The 12,999-nt window shown below is 63.7% G+C and carries 14 protein-coding genes; 13 read left to right on the top strand and 1 reads right to left on the bottom strand.

The window, feature by feature from the left end:
* Positions 1-22: 22 nt before the first annotated feature.
* Positions 23-913, bottom strand: a complete 891-nt coding sequence (locus ACYG9Z_RS17230; RefSeq protein ID WP_023684199.1) for a DMT family transporter — start codon at positions 911-913, stop codon at positions 23-25.
* 26 nt (positions 914-939) lie between these two features.
* Between ACYG9Z_RS17230 and ACYG9Z_RS17225 the strand changes: the two genes are divergently transcribed.
* The 13 genes from ACYG9Z_RS17225 (at position 940) to ACYG9Z_RS17165 (ending at position 12,981) form a co-directional block, all read left to right on the top strand.
* Positions 940-1,638: a PIG-L deacetylase family protein gene (locus ACYG9Z_RS17225; protein ID WP_023715560.1), complete on the top strand. Its 699-nt coding sequence runs from the start codon at positions 940-942 to the stop codon at positions 1,636-1,638.
* Between the two features lie 254 nt (positions 1,639-1,892).
* Complete coding sequence (locus ACYG9Z_RS17220) at positions 1,893-3,224, top strand: ABC transporter substrate-binding protein (RefSeq protein WP_023684201.1); 1,332 nt, start codon at positions 1,893-1,895, stop codon at positions 3,222-3,224.
* A 229-nt stretch (positions 3,225-3,453) separates the two neighbouring features.
* Entirely contained in the window at positions 3,454-4,401 is a 948-nt protein-coding gene (locus tag ACYG9Z_RS17215; protein ID WP_031198535.1) for a carbohydrate ABC transporter permease, read from the top strand.
* Complete coding sequence (locus ACYG9Z_RS17210; protein ID WP_023694180.1) at positions 4,398-5,348, top strand: carbohydrate ABC transporter permease; 951 nt, start codon at positions 4,398-4,400, stop codon at positions 5,346-5,348. The genes ACYG9Z_RS17215 and ACYG9Z_RS17210 overlap by 4 nt, the downstream gene beginning before the upstream one ends.
* 214 nt (positions 5,349-5,562) lie before the next feature.
* Entirely contained in the window at positions 5,563-5,766 is a 204-nt protein-coding gene (locus ACYG9Z_RS17205) for a hypothetical protein (RefSeq protein WP_023752386.1), read from the top strand.
* Between the two features lie 2 nt (positions 5,767-5,768).
* On the top strand, positions 5,769-6,881 hold the full coding sequence (locus ACYG9Z_RS17200; protein WP_023752387.1) for an ABC transporter ATP-binding protein: 1,113 nt from the start codon (positions 5,769-5,771) through the stop codon (positions 6,879-6,881).
* Positions 6,874-7,887 carry an ABC transporter ATP-binding protein gene (locus ACYG9Z_RS17195; protein ID WP_023752388.1) on the top strand — a complete coding sequence of 338 codons (1,014 nt, stop codon included), beginning with the start codon at positions 6,874-6,876 and terminating at the stop codon, positions 7,885-7,887. Before ACYG9Z_RS17200 ends, ACYG9Z_RS17195 begins: the two co-directional genes overlap by 8 nt.
* A 64-nt stretch (positions 7,888-7,951) precedes the next feature.
* Positions 7,952-9,592 (top strand): dihydroxyacetone kinase subunit DhaK, encoded by a 1,641-nt coding sequence (locus tag ACYG9Z_RS17190; RefSeq protein ID WP_023703564.1) that lies wholly within the window; start codon positions 7,952-7,954, stop codon positions 9,590-9,592.
* 70 nt (positions 9,593-9,662) lie between these two features.
* Positions 9,663-10,265 (top strand): dihydroxyacetone kinase subunit DhaL, encoded by a 603-nt coding sequence (dhaL, locus tag ACYG9Z_RS17185; protein WP_023668780.1) that lies wholly within the window; start codon positions 9,663-9,665, stop codon positions 10,263-10,265.
* Positions 10,262-10,651, top strand: a complete 390-nt coding sequence (dhaM, locus tag ACYG9Z_RS17180) for a dihydroxyacetone kinase phosphoryl donor subunit DhaM (RefSeq protein WP_023668781.1) — start codon at positions 10,262-10,264, stop codon at positions 10,649-10,651. Before dhaL ends, dhaM begins: the two co-directional genes overlap by 4 nt.
* 21 nt (positions 10,652-10,672) lie before the next feature.
* Positions 10,673-10,975: an HPr family phosphocarrier protein gene (locus tag ACYG9Z_RS17175; RefSeq protein ID WP_023729629.1), complete on the top strand. Its 303-nt coding sequence runs from the start codon at positions 10,673-10,675 to the stop codon at positions 10,973-10,975.
* Positions 10,959-12,545 (top strand): phosphoenolpyruvate--protein phosphotransferase, encoded by a 1,587-nt coding sequence (ptsP, locus tag ACYG9Z_RS17170; protein ID WP_023702322.1) that lies wholly within the window; start codon positions 10,959-10,961, stop codon positions 12,543-12,545. The genes ACYG9Z_RS17175 and ptsP overlap by 17 nt, the downstream gene beginning before the upstream one ends.
* 10 nt (positions 12,546-12,555) lie before the next feature.
* Positions 12,556-12,981 carry a hypothetical protein gene (locus ACYG9Z_RS17165; protein ID WP_023668784.1) on the top strand — a complete coding sequence of 142 codons (426 nt, stop codon included), beginning with the start codon at positions 12,556-12,558 and terminating at the stop codon, positions 12,979-12,981.
* Positions 12,982-12,999: the final 18 nt, after the last annotated feature.

The following is a 12,999-nucleotide window of genomic DNA, read 5'->3' as shown; positions in this document are numbered from 1 at the left end:
TCACTATGGCCATGCAACCGGATCAAAGCCTCGTGCGCGCAAACGGGTTCCAGCGCACCGTGCCCAGCCGCACCTCCTCGCGCACCATGGTGAGCAGGCCGGACGCGCCAACGACGGCCAAGCCGACCAGCGATATCCAGTCCGGATACTCCTGGAAGAACAACGCACCGAGGATCACCGCCCAGACGATCTGCGAATAATGCGTCGGCGCGATGCGGTTGGCCGGTGCGTGTTTGGCGGCCAGCAGCTGCAGCAATTGGCCGCCGGCGGTAAAGGCGCCGCCCAGCACCAGCCACAGCAGCTGCATGGCGTTGGGGAGGGTGAACGATGTGGCGATGGTGCCGGCCCCGTTGAACAGCAGCCCGTAACCGATGAGCACGCCGAGCATGGTGGTGCGCTTTTCCTGCTGGGCGAGCGACCGCATCAGGATGACGCTCGCCGCGGCAAGGAAGGCCACCGTGAAGGCGGCAAGGTGTCCGAGATGCAACTCGCGAAAACCTGGCCGCACCACCAGCATGACACCTGCAAAGCCGGCAACCACCGCCAGCCAGCGCCATGGACCGACCTTTTCTTTCAGGATGACGGTCGAGAGAATGGTAACGCAAAGCGGCGCCAGGAAGATCAGTGCATAGGTCTCGGCCAGCGGAATGGTGGTGAAGGCGTAGACGCTGAGCACGCCCGAGGCGATGCCGGCCCAGGCGCGGGCCTGCACCGCCCATGGCCGCCCGGTGCGCCAGAAGTCGCGCCAGCGCTCATCGACTGGGCGGCTGAAAAACAGGAAGCAGCCGGCAAACAGCGTGATGAAGAAGCCGATCTCGAAGACGGTGAACTGTCCGCCAAGGCTCTTGATAACGGCATCGCTGCACGAATAGCTTGCATAGGCGATGAGGGCGAGCAGGATTCCGTTCGTCACGTTTTTCCATTTCCGGGGAGAGTGCAGTGAAGGTATTGGCGCTCGGCGCGCATCCCGACGACATCGAGATATTCATGTTCGGTACGCTGGCTGCCTATGCCACGCAAGGCGCAGAACTGACTTTTGCCGTGGCCACGGATGGCGCCAGGGGCGGCATGGGCGACCCGAGCGTTTTGGCTCGTGTCCGCCGCGACGAGGCGGCGGCCGCTGCGGCGCTGCTCGGCGCAACCCTTCGCTTTCTCGACTTTCCCGACGGCGAACTGGTGGCTGATGCGGCACTGATCGCTTCGCTGAAAGCGCTGATACGCGAGACCGCGGCGGATCTGGTTATCACGCATGCCCCCAACGACTATCACGCCGACCATCGTGCTTTGTCGGACGGCGTGCGCATCGCGGCCTCGTTCGGCGTCCCCGTGCTGCATGCCGACACGATGGGCGGCACCGGCTTTGCGCCGACGCATTACGTCGACATTTCCGCCTACGGCGATATCAAGACGCAGGCGATCCGAGCGCACCAGTCGCAGTGGCCGGAGCAATATGTCGACAGAGCGCGCGTCCAGAATGAGTTTCGCGCCGGGCAATGCAACAGCGTTCCCGGCTCCCTGGCCGAGGCCTTCCGATTCGAGCCGACATTTCCCTTCGCCGACATCCGCGCGCTGCTGCCGCCCGCGCCCCCTGTTCGGCCGGTGACGCCGCAGACGAAAATTATAGGCGACCCCGGCTAAGCAACTTCCGGGCGAGCCGTCCGGCAATCATTTCCCAACGATTTCAATCGCCGTTTCGCCATGTTGCGGCGCAGCGACGAATTCGCTTGCCTTGTTTAGTAAAAATTGCATCACTAAACAAATTACTAAACATCTGCGGCGCACCGCGCCGCCCTGGCGACGCATAGCGCGCCGTGTTTAGCCCCTCGGAGGAGCGAGGGTTGAGGGGTTCTTGAAACGGCCATCCGGGCGCGTTTCGCAAATGGGAGGAAGGCATGAAATCGAGCTTGAAACTGGCGTTGGGGCTGGCCTCGGCGATTACCGCGTCGACAGCCGTCTCGAACGCGGCGCACGCTGAAGACCTGACGCTTTGCTGGGCCGCCTGGGATCCGGCAAACGCGCTGGTCGAACTGTCCAAGGATTTTACCAAGGAAACCGGCATCGGCATGAAATTCGAATTCGTGCCGTGGACCAACTATGCCGACCGCTTCCTCAACGAGCTCAACTCGCACGGCAAACTTTGCGACCTGATCATCGGCGACAGCCAGTGGATCGGCGGCTCGGCCGAGAACGGCCACTACGTCAAGCTGAACGACTTCTTCGACAAGGAGAAGATCAGCATGGACGACTTCGTGCCGGCAACAGTCGTCGGCTATTCCGAATGGCCGAAGAACACGCCGAACTACTGGGCGCTGCCGGCCATGGGCGACGTCGTCGGCTGGACCTACCGCAAGGACTGGTTCTCCAAGCCGGAACTGCAGAAGGAATTCAAGGAAAAATATGGTTGGGACCTCGGCCCACCGACCACCTTCGACCAGCTGAAGCAGGTCGCCGAGTTCTTCCAGAAGCGCGAGATCGACGGCAAGACCGTCTATGGCGCTTCGATCTACACCGAGCGTGGCTCGGAAGGCATCACCATGGGCGCCATGGACGTGCTCTACAGCTACGGCTTCCAGTATGAAAACCCCAAGAAGCCCTACGAGATGGAAGGCTTCGTCAATTCGCCAGACGCGGTCAAAGGCCTGGAGTTCTACAAGTCGCTCTACGATTGCTGCACGCCTCCGGGTGCCTCGAACAGCTATATGGGCGAAGGCGTCGACGCCTTCAAATCCGGTCAGGTGGCCATGCACATGAACTTCGCCTTCACCTGGCCCGGCCTGCAGAAGGACGAGAATGTCGGCGGTGACAAGATCGGCTACTTCGTCAATCCGAAGGGTCCCGGCGGCGCCCAGTTTGCGCAGCTTGGCGGCCAGGGCATTTCGGTCGTGTCCTATTCAGACAAGCAGGAATCGGCGCTGAAGTACATCAAGTGGTTCGCCAACAAGGATGTGCAGGCCAAATGGTGGTCGCTCGGTGGCTATTCCTGCCTGAACGCGGTGGTCAAGGACCCGGCCTTCCCGTCCAGCCAGCCCTATGCACAGACCTTCCTCGACTCGATGGCGATCGTGAAGGACTTCTGGGCCGAGCCGAGCTACGCACCGCTGCTGCAGGCGTCGCAGAAGCGCTTCCACGACTATGTCGTTGCCGGCCAGGGTTCGGCCAAGGACGCGCTTGACGGCCTGGTCAAGGACTGGACGCAAGTGTTCCAGGACGACGGCAAGATGTAACCGGACCAACGGCTCCTCCCGAGCCTGACCCCAGAGGCGGATGATTTTCAGGCCGAATCGATCAGAAATCATCCGCCTCAGGGCTAAAAAGAGAGAGAGCATGATGTCGTCCGAAAACCGCTTCACACTTTTCGGCATCATGCTCTTGGTCCCGTGCTGCCCTTGGCACGGGACGCAGTTCAGATAAATTCCAGTGTCGAGACTTGACGTGACCGAAGCAGGACTCACCATGCTCAATCGGACTGCGGAGAACGTTGCCCGGGCGACCCCGGAGCCGTTGGCCCGCAAGGTCCGGGGGATCAGCGACAAGGGCCTCGCCTGGCTGTTCATCTCGCCGACGATCCTGTTGCTCTTGGCCATCAACATCTTCCCGCTGTTCTGGGCGATCTACCTGTCCTTCACCAACTTCCGCGCGAACCGCCCGAACGAGGTGGTGAAAAACCTCGGCTTCGCCAACTACCAGCGCATCCTCGGCGACCAGGACATCTGGATCGCCATGCAGACGACGGCGCATTTCGTGTTCTGGACGATCCTGCTGCAGACGCTGATCGGTTTCACGCTGGCATGGCTGATCGACAGGAAGTTTCGCGGCCACGCCTTCTGGACGACCATCATCCTGGTGCCGATGATGCTGTCGCCGGCGGTGGTCGGCAATTTCTGGCGTTTCCTCTACGAGCCGCAGATCGGCCTGTTCGCCTACGCCATCTCGTTCGTCACCCGGATACCACCGACCGACATCCAGATGCTGTCCAACGTGTCGCTGGCGCCGTGGTCGATCATCATCGTCGACACCTGGATGTGGACGCCCTATGTCATGCTGATCTGTCTCGCCGGCCTGCGCTCCATCCCCGAATACATCTATGAAGCCGCCGAGGTCGACCGCGCGTCCAACTGGCGGCAGTTCTGGTCGATCACGCTGCCCATGGCGCTGCCCTTCATCATGCTGGCGGTCCTGTTTCGCGGCATCGAGAACTTCAAGATGTTCGACATGGTCAACCTGCTGACCGGTGGCGGGCCGGGCTCGACCACCGAGGTCGCCTCGATCACGCTGAAGCGGCAGGCCTTCGAGAGCTGGCGCACCGGATATTCCTCGGCCTTCGCCATCATCCTGTTCGTCGCGGTGTTTGGGCTGGCCAACATCTACGTCAAGGCGCTGAACAAGGTGAAGCAGAGATGAGCCTGACCACCGCCCACTCCGTCGTCGCCCCCTCGGCCAATTCGAAGCGGATCGCCGGCACGATCATCGTGCTCTACGCGCTGATCTCGATCGTGCCGCTGCTGTGGATCTTCGCCACCAGCTTCAAGACGCCGCCGGATTCGATCGCCTATCCGCCCAAGATTCTGTTCCAGCCGAGCATCGAGGGCTATTGCAACCTGTTCACGACGCGCACCAGGCAAACGCCCGACTACATCAACTCGCTCGGACCCGCGACCGGTTTCTGCGACGAGACCTCGCGCAAGCGCAACATGGTGATTGCCGGCCCGTCCAATTTCCTGCCGCGCTTCGTCAATTCGCTGATAATCGCCTTCGGCTCGACCTTCTGCGCGGTCTTCCTCGGCACGCTCTCGGCCTACGGTTTCTCGCGCTTCAAGGTGCCGCTGGCCGACGACCTTCTGTTCTTCATCCTGTCGACGCGCTTCATGCCGCCGATCGCGGTCGCGATTCCCATCTACCTGATGTACCGCGAGCTCGGCCTGTCCGACACCGCGCTGGGCATGATCCTGCTCTACACGGCGGTAAACGTGTCGCTGGCGGTGTGGCTGCTGAAAGGCTTCATCGACGAGATCCCGCGCGAGTATGAGGAAGCGGCGATGATCGACGGCTACACCAGGCTGCAGGCCTTCTGGCGCACCGTGCTGCCGCAAGCCACCACCGGCATCGCCGCGACCGCCATCTTCTGCCTGATCTTCGCCTGGAACGAATATGCCTTCGCGGCACTGCTCACCTCCGGCACGGCGCAAACCGCACCGCCCTTCATCCCGACTATCATCGGCGAAGGCGGCCAGGACTGGCCGGCGGTGGCGGCCGGCACGACGATCTTCCTGGTGCCGATCCTGGTCTTCACCATCCTGCTTCGCAAACAATTGCTGCGCGGCATCACCTTCGGCGCGGTACGCAAATGATTGGTGTGTCAAGTCGACCCCCACTCCGTCGAGCTTCGCTCGACACCTCTCCCCCGATCGACGGGGTAGAGGAAGGACGCGAACTTCATTCAGGCAGGCTGCCTTCCTCTCCCTCCGGAGGGGGGAGAGGTGGCGCTGCGAAGCAGCGACGGAGTGGGGGAACCACCTGGCAACCGTCTCGCCCCGTTGCCGGGCAGAAGGAAGGCAGCTACGCATGACGCGCCCAGCCATCTCCAAAAAGTCATCCTGGCCTCGCTGGGCCCGGCGCCGCCTCATGGAAAACATTGCGACGGCGCTCATCGCCGTCGGCTTCCTGATGCTGTTCCAGCCTTTCGCGCTCGCGCTCTACACCTACTCCTTCATCACCATGCTCGCCGGCACAGTGATGTTCATCATCGTCTCGAAATTCCCGAAATAATCATGGCCGAAATCCGCGTCCAACATTTGAGGAAGGCCTTCGGCGATTTCGTCGCCGTGCAGGATTCCAGCTTCATCGTCGAGGATGGCGAGTTCTTCGTCATGCTTGGTCCCTCGGGCTGCGGCAAGACGACGACGCTGCGCATGGTCGCCGGCCTCGAATTGCCGACCGGCGGCCAGATCCTGCTCGGCGGCGAGGACGTCACCATGCGCCGGGCGCGCGAACGCGACATCGCCTTCGTCTTCCAGCTGTTCGCGCTCTATCCGCATATGAACGTGCGCAAGAACATCGGCTTCCCGCTTCTCGCGCAAGGCATGCCCTCGGCCGAGATTCGAAGCCGTGTCGAGGAAACGGCGAAGCTGCTGCGCATCGACCATCTGCTCAACAAATCGGTCTCGGGCCTTGCCGGCGGTGACCGCCAGCGCGTGGCGCTCGGTCGCGCCATCGTGCGACGGCCAAAATGCTTCCTGATGGACGAGCCGCTCGGCACGCTCGACACCGAATTCCGCGATCTGATGGTGCATGAGCTGCGCGAGCTGCACAACCGCATCCACGCCACCACCGTCTATGTCACGCACGACCAGATGGAAGCGATGTCGATGGCCGACAAGATCGCCGTCATGAACCATGGCGTCATCGAACAGTTCGGCAGCCCGCGCGAAATCTACGACCGCCCGGCAACCATGTTCGTCGCCGACTTCATCGGCTCGCCGCCGATGAATTTCCTGGGCTTCGGTGGCGGGCTGGCGAAGGGGGCGAAGGAAATCGTCGTCCAGGGCGCCAAGGTGGCGGTGCCGGAAGTGCGCGAGGAAATTGCGCCCGCCGACATGGCGCTCGGCATCCGTCCCGAGCACATCCGTTTCGACGATGCGTCGAAACTGCGCGGCACCATCTACGGCACCGAATATCTCGGCACGACGCAGATCGTGGCGGTGGAGACGGCGGACGGCATCATCAAGGCGCGGGTGCCGGCCGAAATCCGGCTCGCTGCCGGCGATCATGTCGGGCTAACGTTGAACAGCGCGCGGCTGTCGCTGTTCGACAAGGGCTCGGGTCGGGCGGTGCGCACCGCGATCCACGATACCGCCTCTCAAGGGAGAGCGCAGCATGGCTGACGTGCACATCAAGGGCGTGACCAAAAGCTTCGGCGACCATGTCGCCGTCGATGGCCTCGACCTTAGCATCGCCGATGGCGAATTCGTCGTGCTGCTCGGCCCGACCGGCGCCGGCAAGACGACGACGCTGAGATTGATCGCCGGACTGGAGCGGCCGGATGGCGGCACGATCCATATTGGCGACCACGATGCGACGACGCTGTCGCCGGCCGAGCGCGACACCGCTTTCGTCTTCCAGCAATATTCGCTCTACCCGCATCTGTCAGTCTACGACAACCTCGCCTTCCCGCTGCGCTCGCCGGCGCGGAAAGTACCGGAGGACCAGATTCGCCGCCGCGTCGAAGAGGTGGCAAAGATGGTGCGCATCCACCACAAGCTCGCCAACCGCTCGACCAAGCTGTCGGGCGGCGAGATGCAGCGCGTCGCCATCGGCCGAGCGTTGGTGCGCAAACCGTCGATCTATCTGATGGACGAACCGCTGTCGTCGCTGGATGCCAAATTGCGCGCCGATCTCAGGCTCGAACTCAAGCGCATCCAGGCCGAACTCGGCGCCACCATGCTCTATGTCACGCACGACCAGATCGAGGCGATGACCATGGCCGATCGCATCGGCATCCTCAATGACGGCGTGCTGGTGCAGATCGGCACGCCGCGCACAATCTATTCGGAGCCGGCCAACCTTCATGTCGCGGCCCGCCTCGGCCAGCCGGCGATCAACCTGATGCCGGCCGGGCTGCTGCCTGATGGTGGGGCGCCGACCGGAACCAAGACCATCGGCGCGCGCACCGAGCATCTGTCGATCGAGAAGACCGCAAGCGGCCATGCCGACGGCGTCGTCGACTGGGTCGAACATCTCGGGGACCAGAACCATCTGCATGTTACGGTCGGCCCGAAGAAACTGGTGACGCTCACCGACCCCGATACGGATCTGGCCGAGGGCGACAAAGTGGTGATCCGCTACCGCTCGCCACTTTATTTCGGCGCCGACGGACAAAGACTGATGTGAGGTTTTCGGTGTCTCGCCAAGGGCACGGCACCGGCTTCTGATTGACGAATACAGGACGAATTCGATGAAGCACTTTTTCAACCGCAGGGAAACGATCGTCACCGAGGCGCTGGACGGGCTGTTGCGGACTATCGGTTCCGGCGATCTCGCCCGCCTCGACGGCTATCCCGAGATCAAGGTCGTGCTGCGCGCCGACTGGGACAAGGCAAAGGTTGCGGTCGTCTCCGGCGGCGGTGCCGGGCACGAGCCGTCGCATGCCGGGTTTGTCGGCAAGGGCATGCTGACGGCGGCGGTCTCGGGCGAGATCTTTGCCTCGCCCAGCGTCGAGGCGGTCCTGGCGGCCATTCGCGCGGTGACCGGCCCGGCTGGCTGCCTGCTGATCGTCAAGAACTACACCGGCGACCGCCTCAATTTCGGCCTCGCGGCCGAGAAGGCGCGCGCCGAGGGGTTTCGCGTCGAGATGGCGATCGTCGCCGACGACATTGCCTTGCCCGATATCAACCAGCCGCGCGGCGTCGCCGGCACCTTGTTCGTGCACAAGATATCAGGCCATTTGTCGGAGACGGGAAGCGGTCTGACGGCGATCGCGACAGCGGCTCGCGCGGCGGCGAAGGACATCATCTCGCTCGGCATGTCGCTGTCGTCCTGCTCGATCCCCGGCCAGCCACATGAAGAGCGGTTCGGCGAAAATGACGGCGAACTCGGCCTCGGCATCCATGGCGAGCCGGGCGTCGAGCGCATCGCCGTGCAGAGCGCCGACAGACTTGTGGCGATCATGGCGGAGCGGCTGGCCGCGCGGCTCGACCCGAACGCCAGCCACGCGTTGCTCATCAACAATCTCGGCTCGGTGCCGCCGCTCGAAATGTCGCTGGTCGCCAATGCCGTGCTGGCCTCGCCGCTGGCCAAGACCGTGAAGCTTGCGATCGGCCCCGGACCGCTGATGACGGCGCTCAACATGAACGGTTTTTCGCTGTCGCTTATCAAGCTCGATGCGGCGCGCGAGGCAGCCTTGCTGGCGCCTGTCGGCCCACATGCCTGGATGCCGGCCAAAACCGTCGTCGCGCCGGCTATCGTGCCTATGGCGAAAGCGGCTGGAAACAGCGCAGCCCAAAGGGCCAGCCAGGATTCCGGCACCAGGCGTTTGATCATCACGGTCTGCGAACGGCTGATCGCGCTCGAAGAGACACTGAACGGGCTCGACGCCAAGGCGGGCGATGGCGATACCGGTTCGACGGTTGCGACCGGCGCGCGCAGCGTGCTGGAACGGCTCGATGCGCTGCCGCTGGCCGACCCTGCCGCCACGCTTGCGGCTATAGGCGATAGTCTGGGCGTCGCAATGGGCGGCTCCTCAGGCGTCTTGCTGTCGATCTTCTTCACGGCGGCGGCTCAGGCTTCGAACGGCGGAGCAACCCTGTCCAAGGCGCTGCTTGCCGGGCTTGACCGGATGACCTTCTATGGCGGCGCCAGGGTCGGCGACCGCACCATGGTCGATGCCTTGGAGCCGGGGCTGAAGGCGCTCGATGCCAAGGGGCTGGATGCCGCGGCTACAGCGGCACGGCACGGCGCCGAGGCGACCGCGGCCATGGAGAAGGCGAAGGCCGGGCGCTCCGCCTATGTCGGCACCAAATTGCAGGGCGTAGTCGACCCTGGCGCCCATGCCGTGGCCGAAGTGTTCGCGGCCGCCGCGCTGCATGCAACGGCCTGACGGCATGCTTAGATTGTCGAATGAAAACTCTTGCGATACTGCCGGCAGGATCGAAACCGGGAATCTGGACATGGCAGCGTTCGACCTTGCCAGGCTGATCACCGCCGCCGCGGACACGATCGCCGCTCACTCGGAAGAGTTGACCGCGCTCGACCAGGCGATCGGCGACGGTGACCATGGGCTGAACATGAAGCGCGGGTTTGAGGCCTTGCGTGCCGATGCCGAGGCGTTTTCGGCCAAGCCGCTGCCCGAGGCGCTGAAGGCGATCGGCACCAAGCTGGTGATGACGGTTGGCGGTGCATCCGGGCCGCTCTTCGGTACATTGTTCCTGGCGCTGGGCAAGGAGATTTCGGGAGAGCCGGATCGTGCCAATCTGGCGGCTGCTTTCGGCAAGGCAATCGAAGCTGTGGCCGCCAGAGGCAAATCCCAGGTCGGTCAAAAGACCATGCTCGATGTGCTGCAACCTGTGCAGGACGCGTTGGTCGAAGGAAAGACGGCCATGGAAATTGCAGATATCGCCGACATGGCTGCCGAGGCGACCGTGCCGATGAAGGCAACACGCGGTCGCGCCTCATTCCTCGGCGACCGCTCAATCGGTCATATGGATGCCGGCGGACGCTCTGTGGCGCTGCTGGTGCGGACCGTCGCCGAAACCGTCGAGGGCCAAGCATGAGCAATGTCGGCATCGTCATCGTCTCGCATTCCCCGCTGGTTGCCGAAGGCACGGCCGACATGGTGCGGCAGATGGTGGGCGACGAAGTGCCGCTTGCATGGTGCGGCGGAAACGGCCATGGCGGGCTCGGCACCAGCGTCGAAGCGATCATAGGCGCCATCGACAAGGCGTGGTCGGAGGCGGGCGTCGCCATACTGGTCGATCTCGGCGGCGCCGAGACCAATTCGGAAATGGCGGTGGAAATGATCGGCGAGCCGCGGGCGCAGAAGATCATCGTCTGCAACGCGCCGATCGTCGAAGGCGCGGTGATGGCGGCGACCGAGTCCTCCGGCGGCGCCTCGCTGAAGGAAGTGGTGGCGACGGCGCATGAATTGTCGCCGTCGTGAGTGAACGGGAATTTTGACCTGATGTCCGCCTTTGCCGAAGCGACCGTCCTGATCACCCACGAGGTGGGTCTGCATGCGCGCCCTTCGGTGAAGTTCACCAAGCTTGCCAAGAGCTTTGCGGCCGAGGTGGAGATTGCGCTTTCTGCCAACGGCCCATGGTTCGACGCCAAGAGCATCGTCAAGGTGATGGCGGCCAGGGCGCCGAAAGGCACCATGCTGCACATCCGGGCCACAGGCGACGGCGCCGATGATGCCGTGAGAGCGCTGGTCGAGCTGGTGCGGCGCGATTTCGACGAAGGCGCGGGCCATGCCCGAACCGCTTAGGCTGCAAGGCATTTCGGCCTCCGCCGGCTACGCCGAGGGGCCGCTGTTCAATCTCGACAACGGCACCGCGCACTACTCACGGAAGGCGACAGCCGGCGAGGAAAAGGCTGCATTGGAAGCAGCTATCGCCAGTTCGGCTGACCGGCTCGCGACCCTGATTGAAACCGCCGATGAGGAGGCCGCCGGCATTCTCGAATTCCAGCTCGCCATGCTTGAGGACGATGCCCTGACCGGCCCGGCTTTTGCCGCGATCGCGTCCGGCATGCCGGCTGACATGGCCTGGCGACAGGCGCTGGACGCCGAGATCTCCGGCTACGAAACGTCAGACCAGGACTATTTCCGGGCTCGCGCCGCCGATATCAGCGATATCCGCGACCGCGTGCTGCGCGCCCTTACCGAGGAGCAGGAGAGCGCTCCACCAGCGGGCGCCATTCTCTATGGCGAGGACATCGCGCCGACGCGCTTTCTCGAGACCGACTGGAGCACCGGCGGCGGCATCGCGCTGAGGGCCGGCAGCGCCGCCAGCCACGTCGCCATGCTGGCGCGCTCGCGCGGCGTGCCGATGGTGGTGGGGCTTGGCGCTTCGCCGGCTAATCCCGTCGGTCTGGCTCTGCTCGATGCGGAGCATGGCGGTATCGTGCTTTCGCCGACCACGACCGAGATCGAAGCGTTCCACCGGTCCTCGTCCTCGTTTGTGGCACATCGAGACAAGGCCGGAGTCTATCTCGCGAAACCGGCGGTAACCCGGGCCGGGACGACAGTGCGCGTGCAGGTCAACATCGCCGATCCGTCCGAGGTCGACGGCATCGACATTTCGACCTGCGACGGGGTCGGGCTGATGCGCACCGAATTCCTGTTCGGCAAGGCGCCGCCGGACGAGGAGACGCAATACCAGGCCTATCGCAAGGTGCTGGAATGGGCAGGCGACAAGCCGGTGACCATCCGTACCGTCGACGCCGGCGGCGACAAGCCGGTGCCGGGCTTCACCGTCGAGGAGAGCAACCCGTTCCTCGGGCTGCGTGGCATCAGGCTGTCGCTGGCAAGGCCGGAGGTGTTTCGCGTACAGATCCGGGCGCTGCTGCGCGCGGCGGTGCACGGCAATCTGAAGGTGATGTTTCCGATGATCGCCGTCGCGGAGGAATACCAACGCGCCGCCGCTCTGTTCGTGGAGGAGCAGGCCGGGCTTGCCGCGCGCGGCATCGCGCAAAAAATGCCGCCGCTCGGCATCATGGTCGAGGTGCCTTCGGTGGCGATCGCGCCGGAGGCGTTCGCCGATGTCGCCTTCTTCTCGATCGGTTCGAACGATCTGACCCAATATGTAATGGCGGCTGCCCGCGATAACGCAGCCGTGGCGCATCTTAATTCTGTCCGCCATCCCGCCGTGTTGCGGCTGATCGGCTCGGTTGCCGCTTTTGGCCTGCGCGCGAAAATCCCAGTCAGCCTGTGCGGCGATGCCGGCGGCGATCCGGCATCGATCCCGGCACTGCTCGAGGCCGGCCTGCGGGATCTCTCGGTGGCTCCCGCCCAACTCGCCATGGCCAAGGCGGCCATCTCGGATGCATCGGTCTAGGATGACTGAGATGGCCGACAAGACACCAGAAGCCGGCTCCGAAGAGGCGATCCGCGCCTACAAGACGATCCTGTCGCAGGTCATCGACCAGCGACCGTCGGGTATGCGACAACGCCTTGCCGACGCGCTTGGCAAGCACCGCAGCTTCGTCACCCAGATTTCCAGCGCGGCCTATTCGACCCCGATCCCGTCAAAACATCTGCCGGCTATTTTTTCGGTCTGCCATTTCAGTCCGGCCGAGCGCGATCAGTTTCTGGCTGCCTATCATCTGGCGCATCCCGGCAAGATGTCGGTTGCGGCAGGCATGCGCAAGACCCGGCATGTCTCGCTGATCGTGCCCGATTTCGGCGACGACAAGCAGAATGCAGCGCTCGACAAGGCGATCAACGAATTCATCCAGAAGATCACCAGCATCACCGGCAGGAGTGGTGGCTGATCGTGTTGTGTCGGGAGG

It is taken from the genome of Mesorhizobium sp. RSR380A (assembly GCF_054719385.1).
Note: the sequence above shows the minus strand (reverse complement) of the source record. Positions and strands in the feature narration are given on the sequence as shown.

Excerpts from the sequence above, each read along its gene's own strand:
- ACYG9Z_RS17200 (WP_023752387.1), top strand. The coding sequence starts at position 5,769 with ATGGCCGAAATCCGCGTCCAACATTTGAGGAAGGCCTTCGGCGATTTC.
- ACYG9Z_RS17175 (WP_023729629.1), top strand. The coding sequence starts at position 10,673 with ATGTCCGCCTTTGCCGAAGCGACCGTCCTGATCACCCACGAGGTGGGT.
- ACYG9Z_RS17210 (WP_023694180.1), top strand. The coding sequence starts at position 4,398 with ATGAGCCTGACCACCGCCCACTCCGTCGTCGCCCCCTCGGCCAATTCG.
- ACYG9Z_RS17190 (WP_023703564.1), top strand. The coding sequence starts at position 7,952 with ATGAAGCACTTTTTCAACCGCAGGGAAACGATCGTCACCGAGGCGCTG.
- ACYG9Z_RS17195 (WP_023752388.1), top strand. The coding sequence starts at position 6,874 with ATGGCTGACGTGCACATCAAGGGCGTGACCAAAAGCTTCGGCGACCAT.
- dhaM (WP_023668781.1), top strand. The coding sequence starts at position 10,262 with ATGAGCAATGTCGGCATCGTCATCGTCTCGCATTCCCCGCTGGTTGCC.
- ACYG9Z_RS17215 (WP_031198535.1), top strand. The coding sequence starts at position 3,454 with ATGCTCAATCGGACTGCGGAGAACGTTGCCCGGGCGACCCCGGAGCCG.
- ACYG9Z_RS17205 (WP_023752386.1), top strand. The coding sequence starts at position 5,563 with ATGACGCGCCCAGCCATCTCCAAAAAGTCATCCTGGCCTCGCTGGGCC.
- ptsP (WP_023702322.1), top strand. The coding sequence starts at position 10,959 with ATGCCCGAACCGCTTAGGCTGCAAGGCATTTCGGCCTCCGCCGGCTAC.
- ACYG9Z_RS17220 (WP_023684201.1), top strand. The coding sequence starts at position 1,893 with ATGAAATCGAGCTTGAAACTGGCGTTGGGGCTGGCCTCGGCGATTACC.
- dhaL (WP_023668780.1), top strand. The coding sequence starts at position 9,663 with ATGGCAGCGTTCGACCTTGCCAGGCTGATCACCGCCGCCGCGGACACG.
- ACYG9Z_RS17165 (WP_023668784.1), top strand. The coding sequence starts at position 12,556 with ATGGCCGACAAGACACCAGAAGCCGGCTCCGAAGAGGCGATCCGCGCC.